Annotated in this window: 18 protein-coding genes and 1 other annotated feature (1 of these 19 cut by a window edge); of the genes, 8 read left to right on the top strand and 10 right to left on the bottom strand. The window is 37.4% G+C overall.

Annotation, left to right across the window (positions count from 1 at the left end):
* Positions 1-23: a binding site (T-box leader), on the bottom strand; it reaches 216 nt to the left of the window's first position.
* A gap of 407 nt (positions 24-430) precedes the next feature.
* Positions 431-2,083, top strand: a complete 1,653-nt coding sequence (locus tag ACQKMV_RS08470; protein ID WP_427503373.1) for an FAD-binding dehydrogenase — start codon at positions 431-433, stop codon at positions 2,081-2,083.
* A gap of 292 nt (positions 2,084-2,375) precedes the next feature.
* Here ACQKMV_RS08470 and ACQKMV_RS08465 read toward each other — a convergent pair whose 3' ends face one another.
* Positions 2,376-3,347 (bottom strand): rhodanese-related sulfurtransferase, encoded by a 972-nt coding sequence (locus ACQKMV_RS08465; protein ID WP_427503372.1) that lies wholly within the window; start codon positions 3,345-3,347, stop codon positions 2,376-2,378.
* A 137-nt stretch (positions 3,348-3,484) separates the two neighbouring features.
* Between ACQKMV_RS08465 and ACQKMV_RS08460 the strand changes: the two genes are divergently transcribed.
* The gene (locus ACQKMV_RS08460) at positions 3,485-4,267 is read left to right on the top strand and encodes an enoyl-CoA hydratase (protein WP_427503370.1); all 783 of its coding nucleotides are present in this window, start codon (positions 3,485-3,487) and stop codon (positions 4,265-4,267) included.
* 59 nt (positions 4,268-4,326) lie between these two features.
* Here the strand turns inward: ACQKMV_RS08460 and ACQKMV_RS08455 are convergent, their stop codons facing one another.
* The gene (locus ACQKMV_RS08455; protein ID WP_427425828.1) at positions 4,327-4,512 is read right to left on the bottom strand and encodes a YhzD family protein; all 186 of its coding nucleotides are present in this window, start codon (positions 4,510-4,512) and stop codon (positions 4,327-4,329) included.
* Positions 4,513-4,857: 345 nt separating this feature from the next.
* On the opposite strand from ACQKMV_RS08455, the gene ACQKMV_RS08450 reads away from it, so the two are divergent.
* The 3 genes from ACQKMV_RS08450 to yhaM are packed head-to-tail and all read left to right on the top strand — an operon-like array spanning position 4,858 to position 9,904.
* Positions 4,858-6,072, top strand: a complete 1,215-nt coding sequence (locus ACQKMV_RS08450; protein WP_427503369.1) for a metallophosphoesterase family protein — start codon at positions 4,858-4,860, stop codon at positions 6,070-6,072.
* Positions 6,069-8,969 carry an AAA family ATPase gene (locus ACQKMV_RS08445; protein ID WP_427503367.1) on the top strand — a complete coding sequence of 967 codons (2,901 nt, stop codon included), beginning with the start codon at positions 6,069-6,071 and terminating at the stop codon, positions 8,967-8,969. Before ACQKMV_RS08450 ends, ACQKMV_RS08445 begins: the two co-directional genes overlap by 4 nt.
* Positions 8,966-9,904, top strand: a complete 939-nt coding sequence (gene yhaM, locus ACQKMV_RS08440) for a 3'-5' exoribonuclease YhaM (protein ID WP_427503366.1) — start codon at positions 8,966-8,968, stop codon at positions 9,902-9,904. The genes ACQKMV_RS08445 and yhaM overlap by 4 nt, the downstream gene beginning before the upstream one ends.
* 346 nt (positions 9,905-10,250) lie before the next feature.
* On the opposite strand, the gene ACQKMV_RS08435 is transcribed toward yhaM, so the two are convergent.
* Complete coding sequence (locus tag ACQKMV_RS08435; RefSeq protein ID WP_427503365.1) at positions 10,251-11,210, bottom strand: peptidylprolyl isomerase; 960 nt, start codon at positions 11,208-11,210, stop codon at positions 10,251-10,253.
* Between the two features lie 142 nt (positions 11,211-11,352).
* Here ACQKMV_RS08435 and ACQKMV_RS08430 point away from each other — a divergent pair, with 142 nt between their 5' ends.
* Positions 11,353-11,457 carry a YjcZ family sporulation protein gene (locus tag ACQKMV_RS08430; protein WP_082337661.1) on the top strand — a complete coding sequence of 35 codons (105 nt, stop codon included), beginning with the start codon at positions 11,353-11,355 and terminating at the stop codon, positions 11,455-11,457.
* A 276-nt stretch (positions 11,458-11,733) separates the two neighbouring features.
* Here ACQKMV_RS08430 and ACQKMV_RS08425 read toward each other — a convergent pair whose 3' ends face one another.
* The 6 genes from ACQKMV_RS08425 to ACQKMV_RS08400 form a co-directional block, all read right to left on the bottom strand.
* Complete coding sequence (locus ACQKMV_RS08425; protein ID WP_427503364.1) at positions 11,734-11,925, bottom strand: hypothetical protein; 192 nt, start codon at positions 11,923-11,925, stop codon at positions 11,734-11,736.
* A gap of 523 nt (positions 11,926-12,448) precedes the next feature.
* Positions 12,449-12,994: a DUF3267 domain-containing protein gene (locus ACQKMV_RS08420; protein WP_427503363.1), complete on the bottom strand. Its 546-nt coding sequence runs from the start codon at positions 12,992-12,994 to the stop codon at positions 12,449-12,451.
* Positions 12,995-13,166: 172 nt separating this feature from the next.
* Positions 13,167-13,727 carry an HTH-type transcriptional regulator Hpr gene (locus tag ACQKMV_RS08415; protein WP_427503388.1) on the bottom strand — a complete coding sequence of 187 codons (561 nt, stop codon included), beginning with the start codon at positions 13,725-13,727 and terminating at the stop codon, positions 13,167-13,169.
* 157 nt (positions 13,728-13,884) lie between these two features.
* Positions 13,885-14,280, bottom strand: a complete 396-nt coding sequence (locus ACQKMV_RS08410) for a YtxH domain-containing protein (protein WP_427425833.1) — start codon at positions 14,278-14,280, stop codon at positions 13,885-13,887.
* A 155-nt stretch (positions 14,281-14,435) separates the two neighbouring features.
* Positions 14,436-14,966, bottom strand: coding sequence for a tryptophan transporter (locus ACQKMV_RS08405; protein ID WP_427425834.1), 531 nt, complete (start codon positions 14,964-14,966; stop codon positions 14,436-14,438).
* A 1,349-nt stretch (positions 14,967-16,315) separates the two neighbouring features.
* Positions 16,316-16,732, bottom strand: a complete 417-nt coding sequence (locus ACQKMV_RS08400) for an HIT family protein (protein ID WP_427503361.1) — start codon at positions 16,730-16,732, stop codon at positions 16,316-16,318.
* 103 nt (positions 16,733-16,835) lie between these two features.
* Here ACQKMV_RS08400 and ACQKMV_RS08395 point away from each other — a divergent pair, with 103 nt between their 5' ends.
* Positions 16,836-17,585: an ABC transporter ATP-binding protein gene (locus ACQKMV_RS08395; RefSeq protein ID WP_427425838.1), complete on the top strand. Its 750-nt coding sequence runs from the start codon at positions 16,836-16,838 to the stop codon at positions 17,583-17,585.
* Positions 17,569-18,753 carry an ABC transporter permease gene (locus ACQKMV_RS08390; RefSeq protein ID WP_427503360.1) on the top strand — a complete coding sequence of 395 codons (1,185 nt, stop codon included), beginning with the start codon at positions 17,569-17,571 and terminating at the stop codon, positions 18,751-18,753. Before ACQKMV_RS08395 ends, ACQKMV_RS08390 begins: the two co-directional genes overlap by 17 nt.
* 934 nt (positions 18,754-19,687) lie before the next feature.
* On the opposite strand, the gene ACQKMV_RS08385 is transcribed toward ACQKMV_RS08390, so the two are convergent.
* Positions 19,688-20,848 carry an amidohydrolase gene (locus ACQKMV_RS08385; protein WP_427503359.1) on the bottom strand — a complete coding sequence of 387 codons (1,161 nt, stop codon included), beginning with the start codon at positions 20,846-20,848 and terminating at the stop codon, positions 19,688-19,690.
* Between the last annotated feature and the right edge of the window lie 417 nt (positions 20,849-21,265).

Below are 21,265 nucleotides of genomic sequence, written 5' to 3'. Positions count from 1 at the left end.
CGTGTCTCCGTCGTTATATTTTCGTGTGATTAAATTTGTTAACATCATAATCCTTATTGTTCACCTTTGTCAATGATATTTCTAAAAAAGATTAAAAATCTTGACTTCAATGGTCAGAAAAATAACTAAATACGAACATTAACCTATATCTAACTAATAATGATTCGTCTTTTTAGAGAAGACAATGAAAGCGCTACCGATATATGTTAAGTCTGATTACATGGGCGTTTAACAAATATTGAGGTCGAAAATTATACGGAAATAAATTGGGTTTAAATGGATTATACGTATAGGAACTTTCTTTGTTTAGTGGAGGAAAGCGAACATTTTTTTCTTGTCACATTTTCGTCAAAATTAAAATGTGTAGAAGGTAAACCATCAAATAGAGAAGAATGTAAGTAAAGTAGGATTGATTTTTAGGGGGTGTAGAATGGTGTATGATGTAGCAATTGTCGGTGCAGGACTGGCAGGGTTAGTAGCAGCCTGTGAGTTAGCTGATGCAAAGAAAAAAATTCTTTTAGTAGATCAAGAACCTGAAAATTCAATGGGGGGACAGGCATTTTGGTCCTTTGGTGGTATATTTTTAGTGAATTCACCCGAGCAAAGAAGGCTTGGGATTAAGGATAGTAAAGAGCTTGCATGGCAAGATTGGCAAGGAACGGCTGGCTTTGATCGCTTGGAAGATGAAGATTCGTGGGCGTATAAATGGGCCAAGGCTTATGTAGATTTTGCAGCTGGTGAAAAATATAATTGGTTAAAGTCTAAGGGTATTAAGTTTTTTCCTGTCGTCGGATGGGCAGAACGTGGGGGATCATTAGCAGGCGGACACGGAAATTCGGTACCTAGATTTCACATTGTTTGGGGGACTGGACCAGGCATTGTAAAGCCTTTTGCTGAAAAAGTGAAAAAGGCCATAAAGGATGGTTATATAGATTTTAAACCAAGACATCGTGTAGATGAGTTTATGCAACAAGATGAAAGAATTACAGGGATTAGTGGAACAATTTTGGCTAAAAGCTATGCAAATCGCGGTGAAAAAAGCTCTAGGCTGGGCATTGGCGAATTTTCTTATGAAGCTGGAGCAGTTATTGTAGCCAGCGGTGGAATAGGTGCAAATTTTGATTTAGTCAGAAAAAATTGGCCGGAGCGGCTTGGAACACCACCAAAAAATATGGTCAGTGGTGTACCTGCTTATGTAGATGGCAGAATGTTAGAAATTACTGAGCATGCTGGGGGACGTATCGTTAATCGAGATCGTATGTGGCATTATACTGAAGGCTTGAAAAATTGGGATCCTATTTGGCCAAATCACGGTATTCGAATTTTGCCTGGCCCATCATCATTATGGTTTGATGCAGAAGGCAATCGATTTGGAGTACCTAATTTTCCGGGTTTTGATACGTTAAGCACTTTAGAAGCAATACAAAAAACAGGCTATGATTACTCGTGGTTTATTTTAACTGAAAAAATTATTGAAAAAGAATTTGCATTATCGGGCTCTGAACAAAATCCTGATTTAACAAATAGAAGCATTAGTGATGTTCTGAAACGAGTATTGCCAGGACCACCAGCTCCAATTCAGGCATTTAAAAATCATGGTGAGGATTTTGTTATTGCTAATGATTTAAAGGAGCTAGTTGATGGAATGAACAAATTGGCTGGCAATGACCTTCTTAATTTCATCAAAATAAAAGAGCAAATTTTAGCAAGGGATCGTGAAATGGACAATAAATTTACAAAGGACTTACAGGTTAACGCTATTCATGGTGCAAGAAACTATGTTGGTGATAAATTTGTACGTGTTGCGAAGCCACATAAAATATTAGATCCAAAAAATTGGCCACTCATTGCGGTACGCTTAAATATTTTAACGCGTAAAACATTAGGAGGCTTACAGACAAATTTGAATGGTGCTGTGCTAGGAATGGACGGTCAGCCTATACCGGGTTTATTTGCAGCTGGGGAAGTTAGTGGTTTTGGTGGTGGCGGTGTGCATGGTTACCGTGCTTTAGAAGGGACATTTGTTGGTGGTTGTTTATTTAGTGGTCGACAGGTAGGGCGTTACTTGGCAAAAGGAGATTGAAGAAAAATTTAAGTGAGATTTAGAAAGCCCTAGTCAGAGAGAAAAACGCTCGGGTAAGCCGAGAAAGAGATCGGGTACTGTGGGAAAACGCTCGGGTAAGCCGGGAAAGTGATCGGCACCGAGGGAAAACGCTCGGGTAAGCCGAGAAAGAGATCGGGTACCGTGGGAAACGCTCGGGTACCAAAAATATCTGCTCAGGTAAACGCGCAAACACTCACCCTTTACAGACAAGGTAGATTAACTCGAAAAAAACATGAAAGAGCATCACCACAAATGGATGATGCTCTTTTTTCTATAAAGAAGTATTTTGAACTTCGGCGATTTTAGCGATTTGTTCCTCAATCTGCTCTTTTGTCCAATCATGCTCTTCAACAAAGAAGTTGCGTTTTGCACGGCGGCATTCGTCTGAACAGCTACGCATATAGAAGGACTCATGCTTTTCCTCGCAAAGCATTAATTTATGGCATTCAGGATTTGCGCAGTTTGTATAACGTTCTGTCGGTTCACCAGTGAAGAAATCTTTGCCGACAATCACATGCTCCACCTGATTAATCGGTACACTACGACGTCGATCAAAGACAAACATTTGTCCATCCCATAGTTGACCTTTTACCTCAGGGTCTTTAGCATATGTGACAATTCCACCATGTAACTGACCAACACTTTCTCCATAGCCTTCACGTTTTAACCAGCCAGAGAATTTTTCACAGCGAATACCACCTGTGCAGTAAGTTAAGATTTTCTTGCCATCAAAATCTTCTTTATGAGCTTCCATCCAATCAGGTAGGTCACGGAAGTTTTCAATATCTGGACGCACGGCACCACGGAAATGACCAAGGTCATATTCATAATCATTACGTGCATCAATAATTACCGTATTATCCTCCTGCATACGTTCCATAAATTCCTTTGGTGATAAATAATCTCCTGTTATTTCTAAAGGATTAATATCATCGTTCAAACCAAGGTGTACAATCTCTCGACGAGGGCGCACATGCATTTTTTTAAAGGCATGCCCTTCAACGTCATCAATTTTCCACATAATATCGCTAAAACGAGGATCTGCCTTCATATGATTCATGTAAGCCTCAGTTTGCTCGACTGTACCTGAAACGGTTCCATTAATGCCCTCATATCCAACTAAAATACGACCATGAAGCCCGATTTCTTTACAAACTGCTAAATGTTCCTCTGCGAATGCTACAGGGTCTTCAATAGCTATATATTTATAATAAAGTAATACACGATAGTCTTTCTGTGTCACAATCATTAACCACCTTTAAATCAATATCGTCCTTAAATATAGCATATCAAGTGCAATTTTGCGTAGGATAGAAGGAGTTTTCTAAAAAAACACGAATAGTACATAGTGAATGACTATTCATATTTGGGGGTGTTGGGATGGAATTTTCAACGATTACATTAGAAAAATTAGAACGACGAGCAACATTAACATTAAATCGACCACATGCCATGAACGCCATGGACGATGTGATGATGCGTGAATTAGCCGAATGCTTTGAGGCGCTACAGCAAGAACAAGAAATACAAATTCTCGTTATCCGTGGGGAAGGAAAAGTCTTTTCAGCAGGTGGCGATATTAAAGCGATGATTGATCCAAATAAGCCACTGGATATTAATGAGGCAATGGTTTATTTAACACGTATTGTCAAAGCATATTATCAGCTACCGATGATCGTCATTGCAGCGGTTCATGGAGCATCAGCTGGATTAGGCTTTAGTCTAGCGTTAGGGGCAGACATAGTTGTGGCATGTGAAAATAGTAAGCTCGCTATGAATTTCATAGGCATAGGGCTCATCCCTGATGGTGGCGGTCATTTCTTTATGAAGGAACGTGTGGGGATTGTCAAAGCTAAACAAATGATTTGGGAAGGTAAGGTTTTAACTGCATCGGAAGCACATGATGAAGGGTTAATTGACTACGTTGCACCAGATGGGACCGTTTTTGCGATTACGGACCAACTAGTTGGAAAAATGCTTGCTTCTCCAATTGCATCGATGATTACAACTAAAAAAATTCTACATGCTCAAAATTTACCGCAATTAGAGAGTATTTTATCAATGGAAGCAGCGGGGCAAGCAGCGATGCGTAAAACGGCCGATCATTTAGAGGGAATCCATGCATTTGTAGAGAAAAGAGCACCTGCCTTTGTAGGAAAATAAATTTTAAAAAGAGTAAAGGCGCGTAGTAAAGTGTACTACGTGCCTTTTACTAGCCATTTTTAAACATGGAATAAGATTAATTTACCTGAAGAGTTAATGAGGCGATGAGTTTTGTCGGCAACACCCTTTTCCAAGATTTGCTGTTGACCGTTAATTTTTGCAGTTTCATCGTTTTCGAAAGTCCAAGTTTCATCAAATAACGTTTCCCCAGTTTTTTCAAAAGCTGTAAAGCGATAATTCTCCATAAAACCCCACCCTTTACTTAAATATATATCTATTATACATAGAAGATTTATAAACTTCACGGTAAAACTAGCGAATATTTTGATAAATTACGAAAGTTGTGGAAAATTTAAGGCAATACTATTGATGAATATTCTTTGTATACATTTCTCATCTAGCGTGAAGTATGATAAAATAGAACAAATATTCGGTTTTGACGTGGTTCACGAATGTCTCAGCATAAAACTGAGACTACAGCGGTAGTAAATGATTGAAGTAGTAATTCCGATGTACTGAATTATTTACTGCATGCGAGTGATAAATGAATGACGTCAAGGTAGAGATTATTTATTACTTGAGGTGATTGGATGTCAGCAATTCGTTTTTTTCATATGGCGGATTTACATTTAGATAGTCCTTTTAAGGGCTTATTTGGTTTGCCTGAACAAAATTTCAAAAAGATTCGAACAAGTACTTTTGAAGCTTTTGATAAAATTATTCAGAAGGCTATTCAGGAGAAACCCGATTTTTTACTGATTGTCGGTGATATTTATGATGGTGAAAATCGTAGCTTACAGGCACAAAGACGATTTCAAGAGGCTATGGAAAAACTCTTTCAACATAATATCCCTGTAATATTAAGCTATGGTAATCACGATCACTTAAATGGTGCTTGGACACGCTTTGCATTGCCGAGTAATGTGTATGAGTTACCAGCTGAAACTAGTGTTGTGCAATTAAAAATACGTGGTCAGCAGGTCAATATTTATGGCTTCAGCTATGGTGACCGTCATATAACGAAATCAATGATTGATAGTTATCCTTTTGCACAGGACCAGCATGCTATTCATATTGGTATGCTTCATGGTAGTGAGGCTAGCGATACGTCACATGCTGTTTATGCCCCTTTCACAAAAGAGCAACTTCTTGAAAAAAACTATCATTATTGGGCTTTAGGGCATATTCATAAACGACAACTTTTAAATCAGAATCCACCGATTGTTTATCCGGGCAATATTCAAAGCCGACATCGGAAAGAGCAGGGAATAAAGGGCTTCTATGACGTAACCTTGTCCCAATCCTCTACTGATCTGGAATTTGTACCGACATCTGCTGTTGTTTATAACACAGTAGATGTGGATTGTACGAACGTGTTTCATGCAAATGAACTACTAAAAAAATGTGAAGAAGCACTGACACTTAATCGTCAAGAGTATGGGGCATCTGTTGTTGAACTCCATTTAAAAAATATAGATGAACAATCACAATCTTTATTTGAACATTCTACAGTTGAAGCATGGCTAGAAACTATTCGAGAAGCAGAAGATGGGATTGAACCGATGTGCTGGGTACAAAAGCTCGTGTTACATCAATCATCAGTATTGTATGAGCATACTGCTGCGACCGAATCGGTGATGAAATTAATGGAGCAATGGAATATTTCTGAATGGAAGGATATTTTAAAGGAACTATACCAACATGCAGGTGGTGCAAGACTGGTCGAGCCTTTAACAGAACAAGACATTAAAAATTTAATGCATAACGCACAAGAATTATTAGCTGAAGAAATTCAAAGGGCGTGAATAACTTGCTAACGATAAAAAAAATCCAAATTTATGGCTTTGGCAAGCATGAAAACATCACCATTACTTTACATGAAGGCGTTACGATTTTTTATGGTATGAATGAAGCGGGTAAAACGACCATTCAACAGTTTATTTTACAAATGCTTTTCGGATTTCCCACGAGGCAGCAGACACAACGTAAATATGAGCCGAAAGTATCGACTAAATTCGGTGGTCAGCTTACTATTTGGCATCCAACGTATGGGCAATGCACGATAGAACGTATTAAAGGAAAGGCAGCTGGAGATGTCTCAGTTTATCTAGAAGACGGAACAATGGGACATGAGGAGCTTTTAGCAAAACTATTATATGGTTATACAAAAGCCTCCTTTGAGTCAATTTTCTCTTTTTCATTACATGAGCTTCAGGGCATTGAAAAAATGTCAGAGGAAGAGCTGACACATTTGTTGCTTGCCTCTGGGACAACAGGGATTCAACAGCTATCATCTCTAGAAAAGAAATTGGACAAAGATGCTAGTGAGTTTTTTAAAAAAGCAGGAAAAGTGCCACTTATTAATCAAAAATTGGAGCATTTAAAAAAGCTAGAACGCACAATTAAACAAGAGCAAGGTAATATTCAGACCTTTGAGGATAAATTATTACAATTACAACAACTCGATCAAAGGCTAGAGGGGTTATATAGTCAGCAAATAACACAGCAGCAAAATTGGCAGCAGCTCACAATTCTTCAGCAGGCTATGCCACTTATAAAACAGCAAAAAGCTTTAGAACAGACGCGAAAAAGCTATGAACATGTGCAGTTTCCACCAGAAGGAATCCGACGTTATGAGCAATTAAAGGATCGGCTTATGCATGAAACACTACAAATGCAGCAGCTGAAAGAGCAGTATCAAGCATTGCAAAATAAGCTACAGTTAACAGTGGACGAGCAAGTTATTACTGAAATGTCTCGACTTTTAAATAAAGAAGCAACATGGAATCAGTTAGTTGTAAAGGAACAAAACTTAAAGGATGAGCTGTATTTAATCGAGCAAGAAATAGAAGCACAGTTTCGTTTATTAGGTGTTCAGGAAAAAACAGCGCAGGATATTCTGCTTGAGGAAACAGTATCATTACAGCAAGAGGAACAATTTCAACGACAGTTAAGCTTATTAGAAGAAGCAGAGGAAGAGCTGAAATTCCATTTGCGCTCGTTGGAGCAAATACATGCAGAATTAGATACAATTGCTCAACTGAAACAACAGCTTCAACAAGAGTCATTATCTACGGAAGAAGAACATATTTTAGCACAGTGGCCTCAGCGTAAGCGAAAGCTAGACCAATTACGTTATGGAAGGTCACAACGCTCGAAACAACAACAACCAAATGTTTTTATATTTATTGTGTTAGCTATAAGCGTACTTTCGTTTATCTATGGTGTTATGGAAAAAAATATGGCTGTAATCGTTGTAGGAGCAGTTATGTCACTAATCATTATTTTATATTTAAAATTTGCTAGACAAGCACATGAAGCGCCGAGTAAACAACAGAGCCAGCAAATACGTGAGTTAGAGCAGGAGGAGAATATTGCACAAGCCATCCTGCTAAAAAAACAAAAACTTGAAGATCGCTTTTTACATGTAAATGAGCAACAGCAAGAAAAAGAGCGTCAATATGTGAAACTTGAACATAAAATTCAGCGGGCTGAGCAGGTGAGTCAAGAGGCTACTCAGTCGCTTCAACATTTCTTAGGGCGCTATCGGCTAGAGGAGAATATACCAAAAACATTATTACCAGAGCTGTTTATGCGCATTCGAGGTGCTCAAGAGTTGGCAGCAAAAAAGAAGAGTACATTTACTCTTTTACAGACGATACAAGCTGAGAAAATCGAGCTGCTAGAACAAATACAACGAGTCTTAAAGGCAGAGTATAGTGAGCAAGAAATTTTTATGCATTTACGTACTACATTCCTTACCTTACAGCAGGAGCAACAGATATCTCAACAAGCGAAAGAGCAATTGACTAGTCTTCAGACAAAAATTCAAGGTGTACAATCGCATATAGACAGCTATGAGTCTGAAGTTACTCAGTTATTTACCGCTGCGAATGTTCAATCAGAGAAGGAATATTATGAAACTCATGAACAATTTGAGCAACAACAAAAAATAAAATCAGAACTTCAAGCCATTCAGAGTCAGCTAGCCTCGTTGAATGTAGACAGCAAACAGTCATTGATAGACGAGGACCAGCTTAATGAAAAACTGCTAGCGTTAGAGGACGAACGAGGTACGATGCAATTAGCAATAGATCATTGCTTAGAACAACGTGCGACACTACAAATCCAAAAGGAGAATCTTCTAAATGACGAGAAATATGGCCAGTTGCTTCAACAGTTTGAAGAAGAGAAATCAGTGTTGCAACAGCTGATAGGGCAATGGGCTACAAAAAAGGCATTGGCTACTGCGATACATGAAACATTGTTCCGCCTAAGAGAAGAAAAACTACCATATGTTTTGACAGAGGTTAATGCAATATTTAATTTGTTAACAGGTGGACGTTACGAAAAGCTTTTAATAAATGATGAAGGTTATTTTGTTACACAGGATGTTACTGGATTACGTTATCAAATGGCAGAATTATCACAGGCAACGAAGGAGCAAGCTTATATTTCGTTGCGAATGGCACTAGCAAAAACACTTACAACTTCTGCTCCATTTCCATTTATTATGGATGATCCTTTTGTCCATTTTGATCGAAACCGTACAGACAAAATGGTACAATTAATGAAAGAAGTAGGATATGAACGTCAAATTTTATATTTTACTTGCCATGACGGGATGCTTGAACATTGGCAGAAAGACCAAATTGTCGATGTAGGGGCACTAGCAAATGAAAGGGGAGTAGCGTCAAAATGAAGGGTATTACGACGCTCCAGGTTGGAGAATCAGTTGATCAATTTTTATTAATTAAACAAGCGACAAAAGGGGTTACCACAGTTGGAAAGCCATTTATGTCACTGTTATTACAAGATAAAAGTGGAGATATTGAGGCAAAGCTATGGGATACAAATGAAGATCATGAAAAAATGTACCACGCTGAGGCAATTGTGCGTGTAGGTGGAGAAATTCATGACTACCGCGGCAAAAATCAATTGCGTATAAAAGCAATCCGTGTAGCGAAACCAGAGGAGGGAATTGCTATTAATGATTTAGTTCCCTCCGCAGCAACTCCGAAAGAAGAATTATATGATGAATTGACGCAATTTTTCTTTGATATTAAAAATCCGAATATATCTCGAATTACACGTGCAGCTATTAAAAAACATCAGGATGCTATTTTAGTATATCCAGCTGCAACGAAAAACCATCATGATTATGCGTCTGGTCTACTGGATCATATGGTGTCAATGTTGAGACTCGGAAAAGCCATTGCTGATTTATATCCTACATTAAATCGAGATCTGTTATATGCAGGTATTATTTTACATGATATTGGCAAGGTTGTTGAGCTGTCAGGGCCTGTCGCAACAATGTATACTGTTGAAGGGAATTTACTTGGTCATATTACAATTATGGTCAATGAAATTGCCAAGGTTGCTAGTGAACTAGAAATCGAGGGCGAGGAAGTAATGCTATTGCAACATATGGTGCTATCTCACCACGGTAAAGAAGAATGGGGCAGCCCGAAAAAACCGATGATTCAAGAAGCGGAAATCTTGCATTATATCGATAATATTGATGCAAAGATGAACATGCTAACACGAGCATTAGGCAAAACAGCTCCAGGTGAATTTACTGAGCGACTATTTCCGCTTGATAATCGATCGTTTTATAAACCGACTATTGAGTAAATGGAGATTTAAGGCTCATCATCAGAGGTTGGGGGATAACATTTATTAAAGGGTATGGCCAATAGAGCGAGTCCGCAAAAGAACGAAGACTACTTCATGTGATAACCTCTTCGTGACCAGAATCTTATGAAACAGTATCCCTTAATTCAAAAATGAAATAGCATTTAAAAAGAAAGAGGATTCATTTTGATTAAACTTTATTCAAAATGAATCCTCTTCATTTTCCTTACATACGTGTTTTCAAGATACTTTTGATCATTTTTATTTCAAAGCGACAGTATATAAAAAGGGTTACGCCTGTATAAGCGTAACCCTTTTTCATATAGTAAAATAACAACTATTTAGATTATTTTTTTTCAGTATCTTTAGTTTCTTTTTTAGCTTTTTCTTCAGCTTTTTTAGCTGCTTCTTCAGCGGCTTTAGCTTGTTCCTCGCTTGTTGTTGTAAGGGCCTTGATAGCAGGTTCTAATTCTTTATCGGATGTTTTAATATCCGCATCTTTTGCCATTTTTGCAATGATATCTTTAAGAACTTGTTGATCTTGACCTGTCTGTACTAATTTTTGTAGCATTTGTGAACGGATGTTTGCTTCTTCGTCTTTGAATGAGCCAACACCTTTTACATCACGCTTGTCCGTAACTTCAATAATGTGGTAACCAAAGCTAGTTTTAACTGGTTCACTTAATGTTTTTAAAGGAAGGGCATAAGCAGCATCGTTAAACTCATCTACCATTGCACCAACAGAGAACCATCCAAGCTCTCCACCTTTTTGAGCAGAGCCAGTATCAGTTGAGTATTCTTTTGCTACATCCGCAAAAGAAGCGCCGCCTTTAATTTTGGCAATAACTTCTTTAGCTGTTTTCTCATCTGCTACTAAAATATGACGAGCATTTAACTCTGTTTTCATTTGCTCATAATGTTTTTTTACATCTTTTTCAGAAAATGCTTTATCTTTTAAAGCCTTTTCTGAAAGAAGCTGAAGACGTAAAGCCTCTTTATAGCCATCTTCAGTCAAGCCGTTTGCAGCAAGTGTTTCTGCAAAGTTATCGCCGAATTGTGAAGCAGTTGCGTCATATGCCTCTTTGACTTCTTTATCTGATACTTTATATTTGTCAGCTAATACTTTTTCAGTCAACATTTGTTGAAGAATATGAGAACCTGCTAAAGTTTTAGATGTTTTGTTAAAGTCAGCAACTGTAATGTCGCCCACTTTTGAAGTTGCAATTGTTTTGTTGTCCCCTCCGCTACAAGCACCAAGCGCTAATACCGAAGCAGCTAATGTTAATGATAAAACTGTTTTTTTCATAGTGGATTTTCTCTCCTTACATGGTTTCGTCCATTTTTTACTATAACATAAACGTTTTGAAAACAAAATGGTTCCCCCTTGAGTATAGCCTATAATTCAAATTTTCAAGCGCATAGGATATAGAAAGAAAGGGGGTGAAGTTATGAGCAGCGGAGGATACGGTGGCGGTGGCTACGGCTCAGGCTTTGCTTTATTAGTTGTGTTATTTATTTTATTAATTATTGTTGGTGCAGCGTTCCTATACTAATTAATAAAAATAACGAAAAGCTAAGGGGTTAACGTCCTTAGCTTTTCTTAACAATGTTAGGCATTCGCGCCGCACGCTTGAGGTCACGTCCACAAAATATGATCGGTCAGAAAGAGTTGTCACATGGAGTGTACAACTTACCTCAGTACGTGCGGACGGGCGCGGATGCACTTTTCTTTTTAACTTTTCTCAGCAAATATTATTTGTACCGAAAGCGTAGCGACAGGTACAGAAGTCTCCTACCTCTATAGGTGGTGAGATGAACGCGAATTTAAATTACTTTTCAACGGTTTTCCATATATCTGCTGAAATAGAGGAACTCAGTCTAAGAACGCCACGTCCTGTGGCAACGACTGAGTGACCAACATTATGCTGTTGCTGTCGCTTCGCTTTCGCACAGACAAAACCTTTTGCTGTCGCTTCGCTTTCGCACAGACAAAACCTGTTGCTGTCGCTTCGCTTTCGCACAGACAAAACCTGTTGCTGACGCTTCGCTTTCGCGCAAAAAACATCTGTTGGCCCAAAGCCTCCGGCAGATGCCACGGAATCGGAAAGAAGTTCTTAGGGGATGTTAGCCTAAAACCATCGCATCCATGCGATAACGGCTAACTGACCTGCATCGGTAAAAACGCCACGTCCTGTGGCATTATCGAAATGACCGACATCGTGTCGGCCCTCGTGCAGGCCTAAGTACAAAGCCGATACCGGACGCAAATATGCCGAGGCATATTTGATCTATACAGCATATAAAACTTCAATATAAAATGAGACAAGTAAAATTGTAATTAGTATATTTATAGTTCGGAATACTTTTGGTTGTTTTTCTTCGGGAATTTCACGTCGCATGCACAGCGCATAAGTCATGCGGTTTATTTGAAATAAATAGAATACCGAGAATAGAACTACAATCATTAACAGCAAGTCTATTCCTCCCCTCTTTCAGTATTAATAGCATAACAAAAAACGTCAATAAAACACAAGTACAAGCAATTTAATGAATAGTAGGCGGCACTAAAATTTCATAGCCTTTAGGTGTCTCCTCAATCTGGGAGTCTTTAGGTGAATTTAGTAAATATTTCACATATAGAACATCAATTACACATAGACTACAATGGTAAGCTAAAAGTAATGTGCCGTAATGGGTATACGCAGGGAATAGCAGTGTACCTAATAATATGCTTGTATTTAGAACAATAAATGGTGTGAGTAAAGCTAAAATATAACGATTTTTTGATAAAGGTTCACGGATACGCATGTGTAGAACAGGAATAACATAAAATTGGGTACGCACACGCAATTTTAAATGTTGACGTAAATCATATAATGCTAGAAAGTGTAAGCATTTATGGATCGGATAGATTGTAAATACAGCAATAACAAATAGCCACAACAATTGATCTGTATAGTGCTCGTCGTTAAATAAATTTAATGTCACATAGGAAAAAGAAAAGACAGTTAAAAAAACAATTATAGACATGATCATAATACGCGTTGTTCCGTAATGATGTTCAAGATTTAATATTTTCCAACAATGCATGATTATCAACTCCGTAATATGAATGGTCCTATTTAATGTAATTTGATTTATGTTAGAATGCAAGAAAAAGGAGGTATCTCAGAAAAATATTTCTGAAATGCCTCCTTTAGCATGATTTTATCAACCTTTACTCTAGGTTACGAGCGACTGAAAAAGCCTGATAGTTTCACTTTCATCCTTTTACAGTTGAACGTTCTTCTATCTTATCAAAGGAATCACGGAAGTGCTGGAAGGAACGCTCAAAAATGTCGATGAAGTCCTCTCCGTATATATTGCGAATAACAGCCATAACATCTAAAAATTCTGGGAAGCGACCATATAGGTCTTTTAAAGCTAATGAGCCTTCTAGCACAGAATGATACGTATTATGATAATTACTATTCATCTCAACAATAAGCTCAGTACCTGCTTCTGTTAACTCAACGTACGTATTACGCTTGTCGTCATCCCGCTTTGAAAACTTAAGGAATCCACGCTCTTCTAATTTTTTTGAAAAATTAAATGCTGTGGAAACGTGCATCACCCCAAATTTCGCCACATCAGAAATAGAAGCCCCTTTTAAATGATACGAAATCCATAAAATATGATGTTCGTTAATATTTAAATCGTAGGGTTTAATCCATTGCTGCCAATCTTTTTCAACTGCTTTCCATAAAGCTTTTGATAATTGTGCAATTCTTTGACTATAAAGCATCGCTTCTTTTTGAGTGTATAATTCCTCTGACAAAGCCATCACCTACTGCTTTCTTTAACATTTTAAAAATATTATAGCAATAAAGGAAAAGAGTTTAAAGTTAGAAAAATTAAAAAATTGAAAAGTGGTTAAAAAATAACATTATAGTGTTTAAATTTAATAAAAATATAGGCTTTTTTATTAGTGCATAAGGACTTTAGTCGCTAATTTTTTCTTGCGGTTTTTTCTTTTTTTCTGTAAATTGTGCAACGTTTTTCTCGATTTCGCTGATTGAATTCTGTAATGCTTCTATTTCTTGTTGTAAGTTATTTTTTGACGGCTCGATTTCTTCAGTGAATGTAGCAATGGTTTGTTTTAAATCATTTATTATTAGTGGTATATTATTTTTTACTTCATTTGTGAGTGAATTAACGGATTGTTTAACTGTGTTTGCTTGCTGTTTTACATCTAAAAGTTTGTCCCTTGTGCTTTCAGCATTTGCACGCAAATTAGCACGTAATTGTTGTCCTGATTGAGGAGTGGAAAAAAGTACAGCGATTGTACCGCCGACGATTCCAGCGGACAGTCCAATTAAAAATGGTTTTGCTTTCATATGAATACCTCATTTCTGTAATTGTCGTGTGTTACCTACTATTAAACCATGAAATGCACATATACAAAAAGAAAAAAGAAACTAAACGAGTGATTTTGTATCACGGTTTAGCTTCCTTTGTTAGATGAACGTGCATTTTTCTTATGCACCTTTTATTAAATTGAAAGAGCTGTGTTGAATTTAGAACGCTTCACTAATTTTGCAACTATAGGATAAATAATTGCAAAAGCAATGACATTAAATGCTACAGCAGGTAATACAACGCCTACAAACAGAACTGCGAATGTTGCACCAACATTTGCATTGAATACAAAAAGTGCTACTGCTAAAAAGACAGTTCCAGATAAAATTGTTCCTAAACCAACTAAGACAGCTGATACTGCGAAATTGCTTGCCAATTTTTTCAGCACAATTAAGACAGCTAAAAAGATAAAGCCTGTAACTGCTTTATCGATAATATTTGGAACAAGCCCAGCTGGAAACGTTGTAAACAATCCTGAAAGAACACCTGTTGCTAAAGAAAGTAAGAACGTTTCTTTAACAGTAGGGAACAATAAAATGCCAATAAACATCATTGTTAGCATGAAATCAGGCTTCATGCCGTTTACCATACCTGGTGTGACCACATAAAGGGTAGCACCAACACCAACTAAAAGTGCCATTAATACTAAATTCTTTGTATTCATTTCTAATCTCTCCTCGACTATGCTAATCTTTTTTTGTCTCCTAACGTGTCCTCATGACCGTTAGCGAAACTTATTTGTGATTGTACGATATAAATCTTTAAATTGCAATACAAAATTCTGACAATTTAGCTTTCTACAGCGAGTGTTTTCTGTAGCGAAAGCAAAGCGACAGCTACAATTATGCCGAGGCATAATGGATGTGATACTCCTGCTAATTTTTTGAAAAGCCTGGTTTTTAGCTTTTATTGATAGCTTGTTTTGAAATCCCTAGTTTTTTTGAAATTTCTTCTTCCGTTACATCGTTGGTTTGACAACGTTTTAAGGCTAGTTTACTGGCTGCAACGTGTATAAAATCCTGAATAAAGATTTCTCTAAAAAACGTTTATTAGTTATAAATGTAAAATCAATTTTTGTCATAAACAGAACAAAAATTGATAAAATTCAAAAATATTCATCGTCAAACGTTTTGGGTGATAAAATCGTGGGCACTGAAAAACAAAAGAAATTCATTTTTATAAATCTATCTTATATTGGGTTTAGAAAATTAAAAAAGTCGATTTGCACCACTTTTTTGTGGAAGATCAACTTTTTCAGTATGGTTTGAATATAATCTCAATATTTTCGAATCCCTTATAATTTTCAAAAAAGCTCCGTATAGTCATTATAGGAAACTTCAGTAAAAAAAATTTTACACGTGATGTTGAAATTAAAGACACTTGGGTTAGCAATTAATCAGTTATCGTTAGCATATTTATCTCCGCATCTTTACCCTAGAGATGAACGAGCTAAAACAATCGTATCAAAGTCTATGTTTGTAAATTATTTTGTGATTATAATTGTAATTGGAATATTGATGTTTATTTTTAATACAGATGGGATTTTAAAATTAAATGTATATGAAGTATTGAATTTGCTAGTTACAATTTATATTTCTTCTATTTCATTAATAATGGTTTATTTTTCAAAGAAAATTTAAAACTTAAATTGCAATTACAAGTTGAACACTTTTTTTCAAAAAATCGCAATAAAATATTAAAAACAGCTAATATATTAGCTGTTTTTTTGTTTAAGTATAAAAAATCCTAATTTAGCTATTAAATATGAAATAAATATAAACATTAACGTAATTGATATTACGTATCCATCCAACGCTAAATCATATCCAGCTGGAACTAACATTTCTGGATTGATAAAAAATAAATTGAAATTAATAATGGGATAATAATAAGTCCATATGCGATAATATCTTTATTATTCATTACTCCTCATTAAAACATTGTTATAAGAACATGATTAGATTATATCGTGAAATCCTTAAAGCTAGTGGCTATCTTGAACTAGAATATCCATTATTGAAGGTTAGCTTTAATGCTTTCCGCAACTTCAGTTAATTGCTCGGGTGTATATTTTTGTGTTTGCCAAATTAAGCCCAAGCCTTCTTTTTCATCGTAACGCGGAATAAAATGTAAGTGGTAGTGGAAAACAGTTTGTCCAGCTGCAGCACCATTATTATTAATTGTATTAAGTCCAATTGGGTTAAAAGCAGATTTTATAGCATTCGCAATTTTGGGTGCTACTGCATATAAATTACGAGCTACATCCTCAGGCATTTCGAATAGATCCTTACAGTGATGTTTTGGAATTAATAGGGTGTGCCCCTTTGCTACAGGTGAAATGTCAGTAAATGCATAGACATGTTCGTCTTCATAAATTTTTGTACTTGGAATAGATCCATCAATGATTTTGCAAAATAGGCAATCGTTCATTCGAAATTCCTCCTTATTTTATATGTAAGTACATTCTATCATACTCATAACTGTATCATTTGCTAATTTTTGATAAAATATAAACAAGAAGAGGAGTGAGGGCATGACGGTATTAGAAGTACAACATGTGACAGGTGGTTATACAAGAAAGCCTGTAATTAAAGATTTATCATTTACGATTGAAAAAGGAGAGCTGGTTGGTTTAATCGGCTTGAACGGTGCTGGTAAAAGTACAACGATTAAGCATATCATCGGAACGATGCTTCCAAAAGAAGGAGACATTCGTTTAAATGGTGTGACATTAAAAGAAAATACAGACAAGTATCGTACAGCTTTTTCCTATATTCCTGAAACACCTGTATTATACGATGAGCTAACATTACGTGAACATTTAGAATTAACCGCGATGGCTTATGGCTTAGATGAAGCAACGCTTGCAGCTCGTTCACAATTATTATTAAAAGAATTTCGAATGGAAAAACGACTTAATTGGTTCCCTTCACATTTCTCAAAGGGGATGCGTCAAAAGGTTATGATTATGTGTGCCTTTTTAGTCAATCCAAGTCTTTACATTATTGATGAGCCTTTTGTGGGACTCGATCCACTTGGAATTCAATCATTGCTTGATCAGATGGATGAAAAGAAAAAAGAAGGCGCTTCTATATTAATGTCAACGCACATATTGTCGACCGCTGAAAAACATTGTGACCGCATAATTTTATTGCATGAAGGACGTGTGCGAGCACAAGGAACAATGGATGATTTACGTAAGGCATTTGCGATGCCACATGCGACATTAGATGATTTATATATTGCAATGACAAAGGAGCACGACCATGAAGAACTTGCGTGATGTATGGTCCTCTCGCTTCATGCACTATATAGGTGAAGTACAAAAATATATGCGATTTATTTTTACAGGGCATTTAGCGATTGTACTAGTATTTCTTATCGGAGCAGGGGGCTATCAATATAGTGAATGGCTAAAAGTTGTACAGCCTGATTTTCCAGCAGAGGTATTAATCGCAGTGTTTGTAGGGATTTTACTTGCATTTAGTCGTCCAACTTCACTTTTGAGAGAGCCAGACCAAGTGTACTTATTACCTTTAGAATCAAAAATGTCGCAGTATTTTAAAAAGGCGTTAGCGTGGACGTTTTGGTCACAAGTTTGGATTGTGGCAATTGTTTATATCGTTAGTATTCCTTTACTAAAGGCTGTTACTGAATTAACAACATTTGAAATTTGGTCAGTGTTTTTACTTATTATTATATTAAAGTATTTGAGTGTTCAGGGTGAATTTAGCTTTCGTTATAGTGAACGTGGTCAAATGATATGGGTGGACAGGCTAATTCGAGCTATTATCTTTAGTGTTGCTGTGTACATGGGGCTTCAGATGCAGCTTATTTTAGCAATTGTTGCTGCTGCAATTGGGTGTGTGTATATTGTAATATTTAGAAAAAAATGTGCAGGTGAGCCTGTCCCTTACGAGCATTTTGTGAAGCTGGAACAAAATCGCATGATGAGCTTCTATCGTTTCGCTAATTATTTCACAGACGTTCCGCATTTACGAGGTAGCATCCGTCGTCGTGGTTGGCTCGATTGGCTTTACAAATTTGTGCCATACAAAAAGGACAAAGCTCAAAAGTACTTGGTGTTCCATACATTCGTCCGAACAGATGATCATTTTTATTTATGGCTCCGCTTAACAGTGATTTCAGCTGTTATTGCAGCCTTTGTAGATATCCCAGTCGTTACATGGATTGTTGCAGGTGCATTAAGCTTTGCGACAACCATTCAATTAAAGCAGGCTTTATTATCAAGTGGTGAATTCCGCATGGACATGCTGTATCCTTTACCTGATGAAGCACGCAAGGTAGCAGTCAATCAAATTGTGCGTCTTGCGATGATCACTCAAGCTGTTATAGTTGGTCTATGTGGTGTCATGCAGCCAATGTTCTATGTAACCTTTATTATCATTTTGGTTGTAAGTGAATTGACGGCAAAGGTCTCAAAACCTTGATAATGAAATCAAAAGCTCATTTCTCCAATAAAAGAATTGGAGAAATGAGCTTTATTTTTATAAAAGAAACTATAGATTTTTAATTGGGATAACAAAAAGCATAGTTTTCTTCTAGGCTAAAGCGTTACAACCTCGAGGTCACCTCACGATTAACCTTACAAAGTGCCATTATTCGTAACAAAATTAACGATTTAACGGTATCCAATTCATCTGCAATACTAGAAAAAAGAACTAGGAAAGTAGAGCGGGTGCCTGCATGGTTTGCGACTTGTCATGAGCCAGAAGAATTAACAGAAGAAAAGAAAGCCTACTTGGCGCAAGAGCGTGAGCGAATATTGGCCAAGTTACAAGATATCTAATCAAAAGAGGAATGGGAACCATACCTCTAGTTTGCTATGTTTATATTATAATCAGTAAATCGTCCACTACCTTTGCGGTACAAAGGAAATGATTGCTTATATATTTTAGGTAACCTTTTAAAAAAGATAACAAGTAACTTTATTTTGTAACATGAAAGAGATTCCATTTGCGTACATTCTTTGTGTTACTTCATAATACTATATGTTTGGGCTAATTGCGGGTGCTACATCTTGGGAAGAAAAATTACGTGTGGGTGGATCAGCTTTAAGTAGTTTAGCAGCAGAAATTACAGGTGTTACAGGTATGTATGCGTGCACTAAATTCTTTAATTAAGAAATGATGAAAATATTTTAACTGTAAAAGCACCATCTTTAGGTTACTATTTCCTTTATGCTCCGGGGCGTTGGAGATGATAGATGTGAAGGTGGAGGAAGAATCAATATTCAATAATAAATAGACAAGACTGAAGAAGGAGTGGCAATTTGCCATTCCTTCTTCGGTCTTAGTAGTCCGTCCCTCAGGCAAAAGTGGTGGATCGCATACTTTTACTTTGGGCTCTCCAGCGATTTGTTCTTTATTCTACTAATTGATAATCTAGTGCTGCTGTTAATAATACCTTTGCAGCAATGAGCATTCCTTTTTCATCTATATCGAATTTTGGATGATGATGGGGTGCATATTTAGCTGGCTTGGCTCCAGTAAAGAAGAATGTACCTGGCTTTTCTTCTAAGTAGTAAGAGAAATCTTCAGCCCCCATAGTTGCTTCAACTTCAGTAACATCACAAATATCCTGTGCGATATTACGTACAAAGAGTGTTTCCTTCTCATGATTTACAACTGCAGGGTAGCCGCGACGATAATCCAGTTCAATTGTACAATCATGCGCAATTTCTGTACCTTGGATAACCCGTTTAAACTCACGTTCCATCGTTTCACGAACATCCTTATTAAACGTTCGAATTGTTCCATTTAAATAGGCTGTATCGGCAATAATATTGTCAGCATTAGATGCAACGAATGAACCAACTGACAAAACAGCTGATTCGGTTGGGGCAACACGACGTGCGACAAGCTGTTGTAAATTTATAACAAGCTGAGAGCCAATAACAATCGCATCCTTTGTTTGATCCGGATGAGCGCCGTGACCGCCCTGACCTTGAATTTTTATTTCAAAACTATCAACAGCGGCCATAGTCGGCCCTACGCGGTAGCCAATTATGCCTGTTGGATGGTTTGAAGAAAGATGTGTACCAAAAATAGCATCAACTCCATTCAAAGCCCCAGCCTGTACCATCCCAATTGCTCCACCTGGATCAACCTCTTCAGCATGTTGATGAATTAGAACATATTCTCCTACTAACTTATCGCGCATTTCCCACAGTAGCTTTCCGACAATTAACAAAGTAGCTGTATGACCATCGTGCCCGCAAGCATGCATAACACCAGACACAGTTGATTTGTATGGTACGTCTTTTTCATCTTGTATAGGAAGAGCATCAAAGTCTGCTCGTAAGGCAATCGTTTTTCCAGGCTTGCTCCCCTTAATCCGCGCAATTAAACCGTGGCCACTGACATTAGCTTCAACCGGTACGCCAAGGTTTTTATAAAATTGAATAATATAGTTAGCGGTTTCTTGCTCCTGAAAGCTTAGCTCCGGATGCATATGCAGATGACGGCGAATCGCCACCATTTCATCAAAATGAGCATCGATTTTTTCAAGTAGATGTTTGTTCAAAGTAAAACCTCCTTAAACAGATTATTCTAGATTCTTATTAATAAGATAATAGTTCAATAGCAGCGAATATCCGCGCACCCGGGGAATACCCGCGGAAGAACAGCGAATACCCGCGAATGCGAGGGGGATACCCGCGGAAGAACAGGAAATACCCGCGAATGCGAGTAGAATACCCGCGGAAGAGCATCAAATACCCGCGAATGCGAGTAGAATACCCGCGGAAGAGCATCGAATACCCGCGCACCCGGGGAATACCCGCGGAAGAACAGCGAATACCCGCGAATACGAGAGGGATACCCGCGAATACGAGGGGGATACCCGCGGAAGAGCAGCGAATATCCGCGCACCCGGGGAATACCCGCGGAAGAACAGGAAATACCCGCGAATGCGAGTAGAATACCCGCGGAAGAGCATCGA

This window comes from Lysinibacillus sp. NPDC094403 (assembly GCF_050278745.1).
Taxonomy (GTDB): Bacteria; Bacillota; Bacilli; order Bacillales_A; family Planococcaceae; genus Lysinibacillus.
Note: the sequence above shows the minus strand (reverse complement) of the source record. Positions and strands in the feature narration are given on the sequence as shown.

Bases quoted from the DNA above. Each gene is read 5' to 3' on its own strand.
- ACQKMV_RS08420 (WP_427503363.1), bottom strand. From the start codon at position 12,994: ATGCATTGTTGGAAAATATTAAATCTTGAACATCATTACGGAACAACG.
- ACQKMV_RS08450 (WP_427503369.1), top strand. From the start codon at position 4,858: ATGTCAGCAATTCGTTTTTTTCATATGGCGGATTTACATTTAGATAGT.
- ACQKMV_RS08410 (WP_427425833.1), bottom strand. From the start codon at position 14,280: ATGAAAGCAAAACCATTTTTAATTGGACTGTCCGCTGGAATCGTCGGC.
- yhaM (WP_427503366.1), top strand. From the start codon at position 8,966: ATGAAGGGTATTACGACGCTCCAGGTTGGAGAATCAGTTGATCAATTT.
- ACQKMV_RS08405 (WP_427425834.1), bottom strand. From the start codon at position 14,966: ATGAATACAAAGAATTTAGTATTAATGGCACTTTTAGTTGGTGTTGGT.
- ACQKMV_RS08415 (WP_427503388.1), bottom strand. From the start codon at position 13,727: ATGGCTTTGTCAGAGGAATTATACACTCAAAAAGAAGCGATGCTTTAT.
- ACQKMV_RS08430 (WP_082337661.1), top strand. From the start codon at position 11,353: ATGAGCAGCGGAGGATACGGTGGCGGTGGCTACGGCTCAGGCTTTGCT.
- ACQKMV_RS08400 (WP_427503361.1), bottom strand. From the start codon at position 16,732: ATGAACGATTGCCTATTTTGCAAAATCATTGATGGATCTATTCCAAGT.
- ACQKMV_RS08395 (WP_427425838.1), top strand. From the start codon at position 16,836: ATGACGGTATTAGAAGTACAACATGTGACAGGTGGTTATACAAGAAAG.
- ACQKMV_RS08455 (WP_427425828.1), bottom strand. From the start codon at position 4,512: ATGGAGAATTATCGCTTTACAGCTTTTGAAAAAACTGGGGAAACGTTA.
- ACQKMV_RS08390 (WP_427503360.1), top strand. From the start codon at position 17,569: ATGAAGAACTTGCGTGATGTATGGTCCTCTCGCTTCATGCACTATATA.
- ACQKMV_RS08435 (WP_427503365.1), bottom strand. From the start codon at position 11,210: ATGAAAAAAACAGTTTTATCATTAACATTAGCTGCTTCGGTATTAGCG.
- ACQKMV_RS08460 (WP_427503370.1), top strand. From the start codon at position 3,485: ATGGAATTTTCAACGATTACATTAGAAAAATTAGAACGACGAGCAACA.
- ACQKMV_RS08470 (WP_427503373.1), top strand. From the start codon at position 431: ATGGTGTATGATGTAGCAATTGTCGGTGCAGGACTGGCAGGGTTAGTA.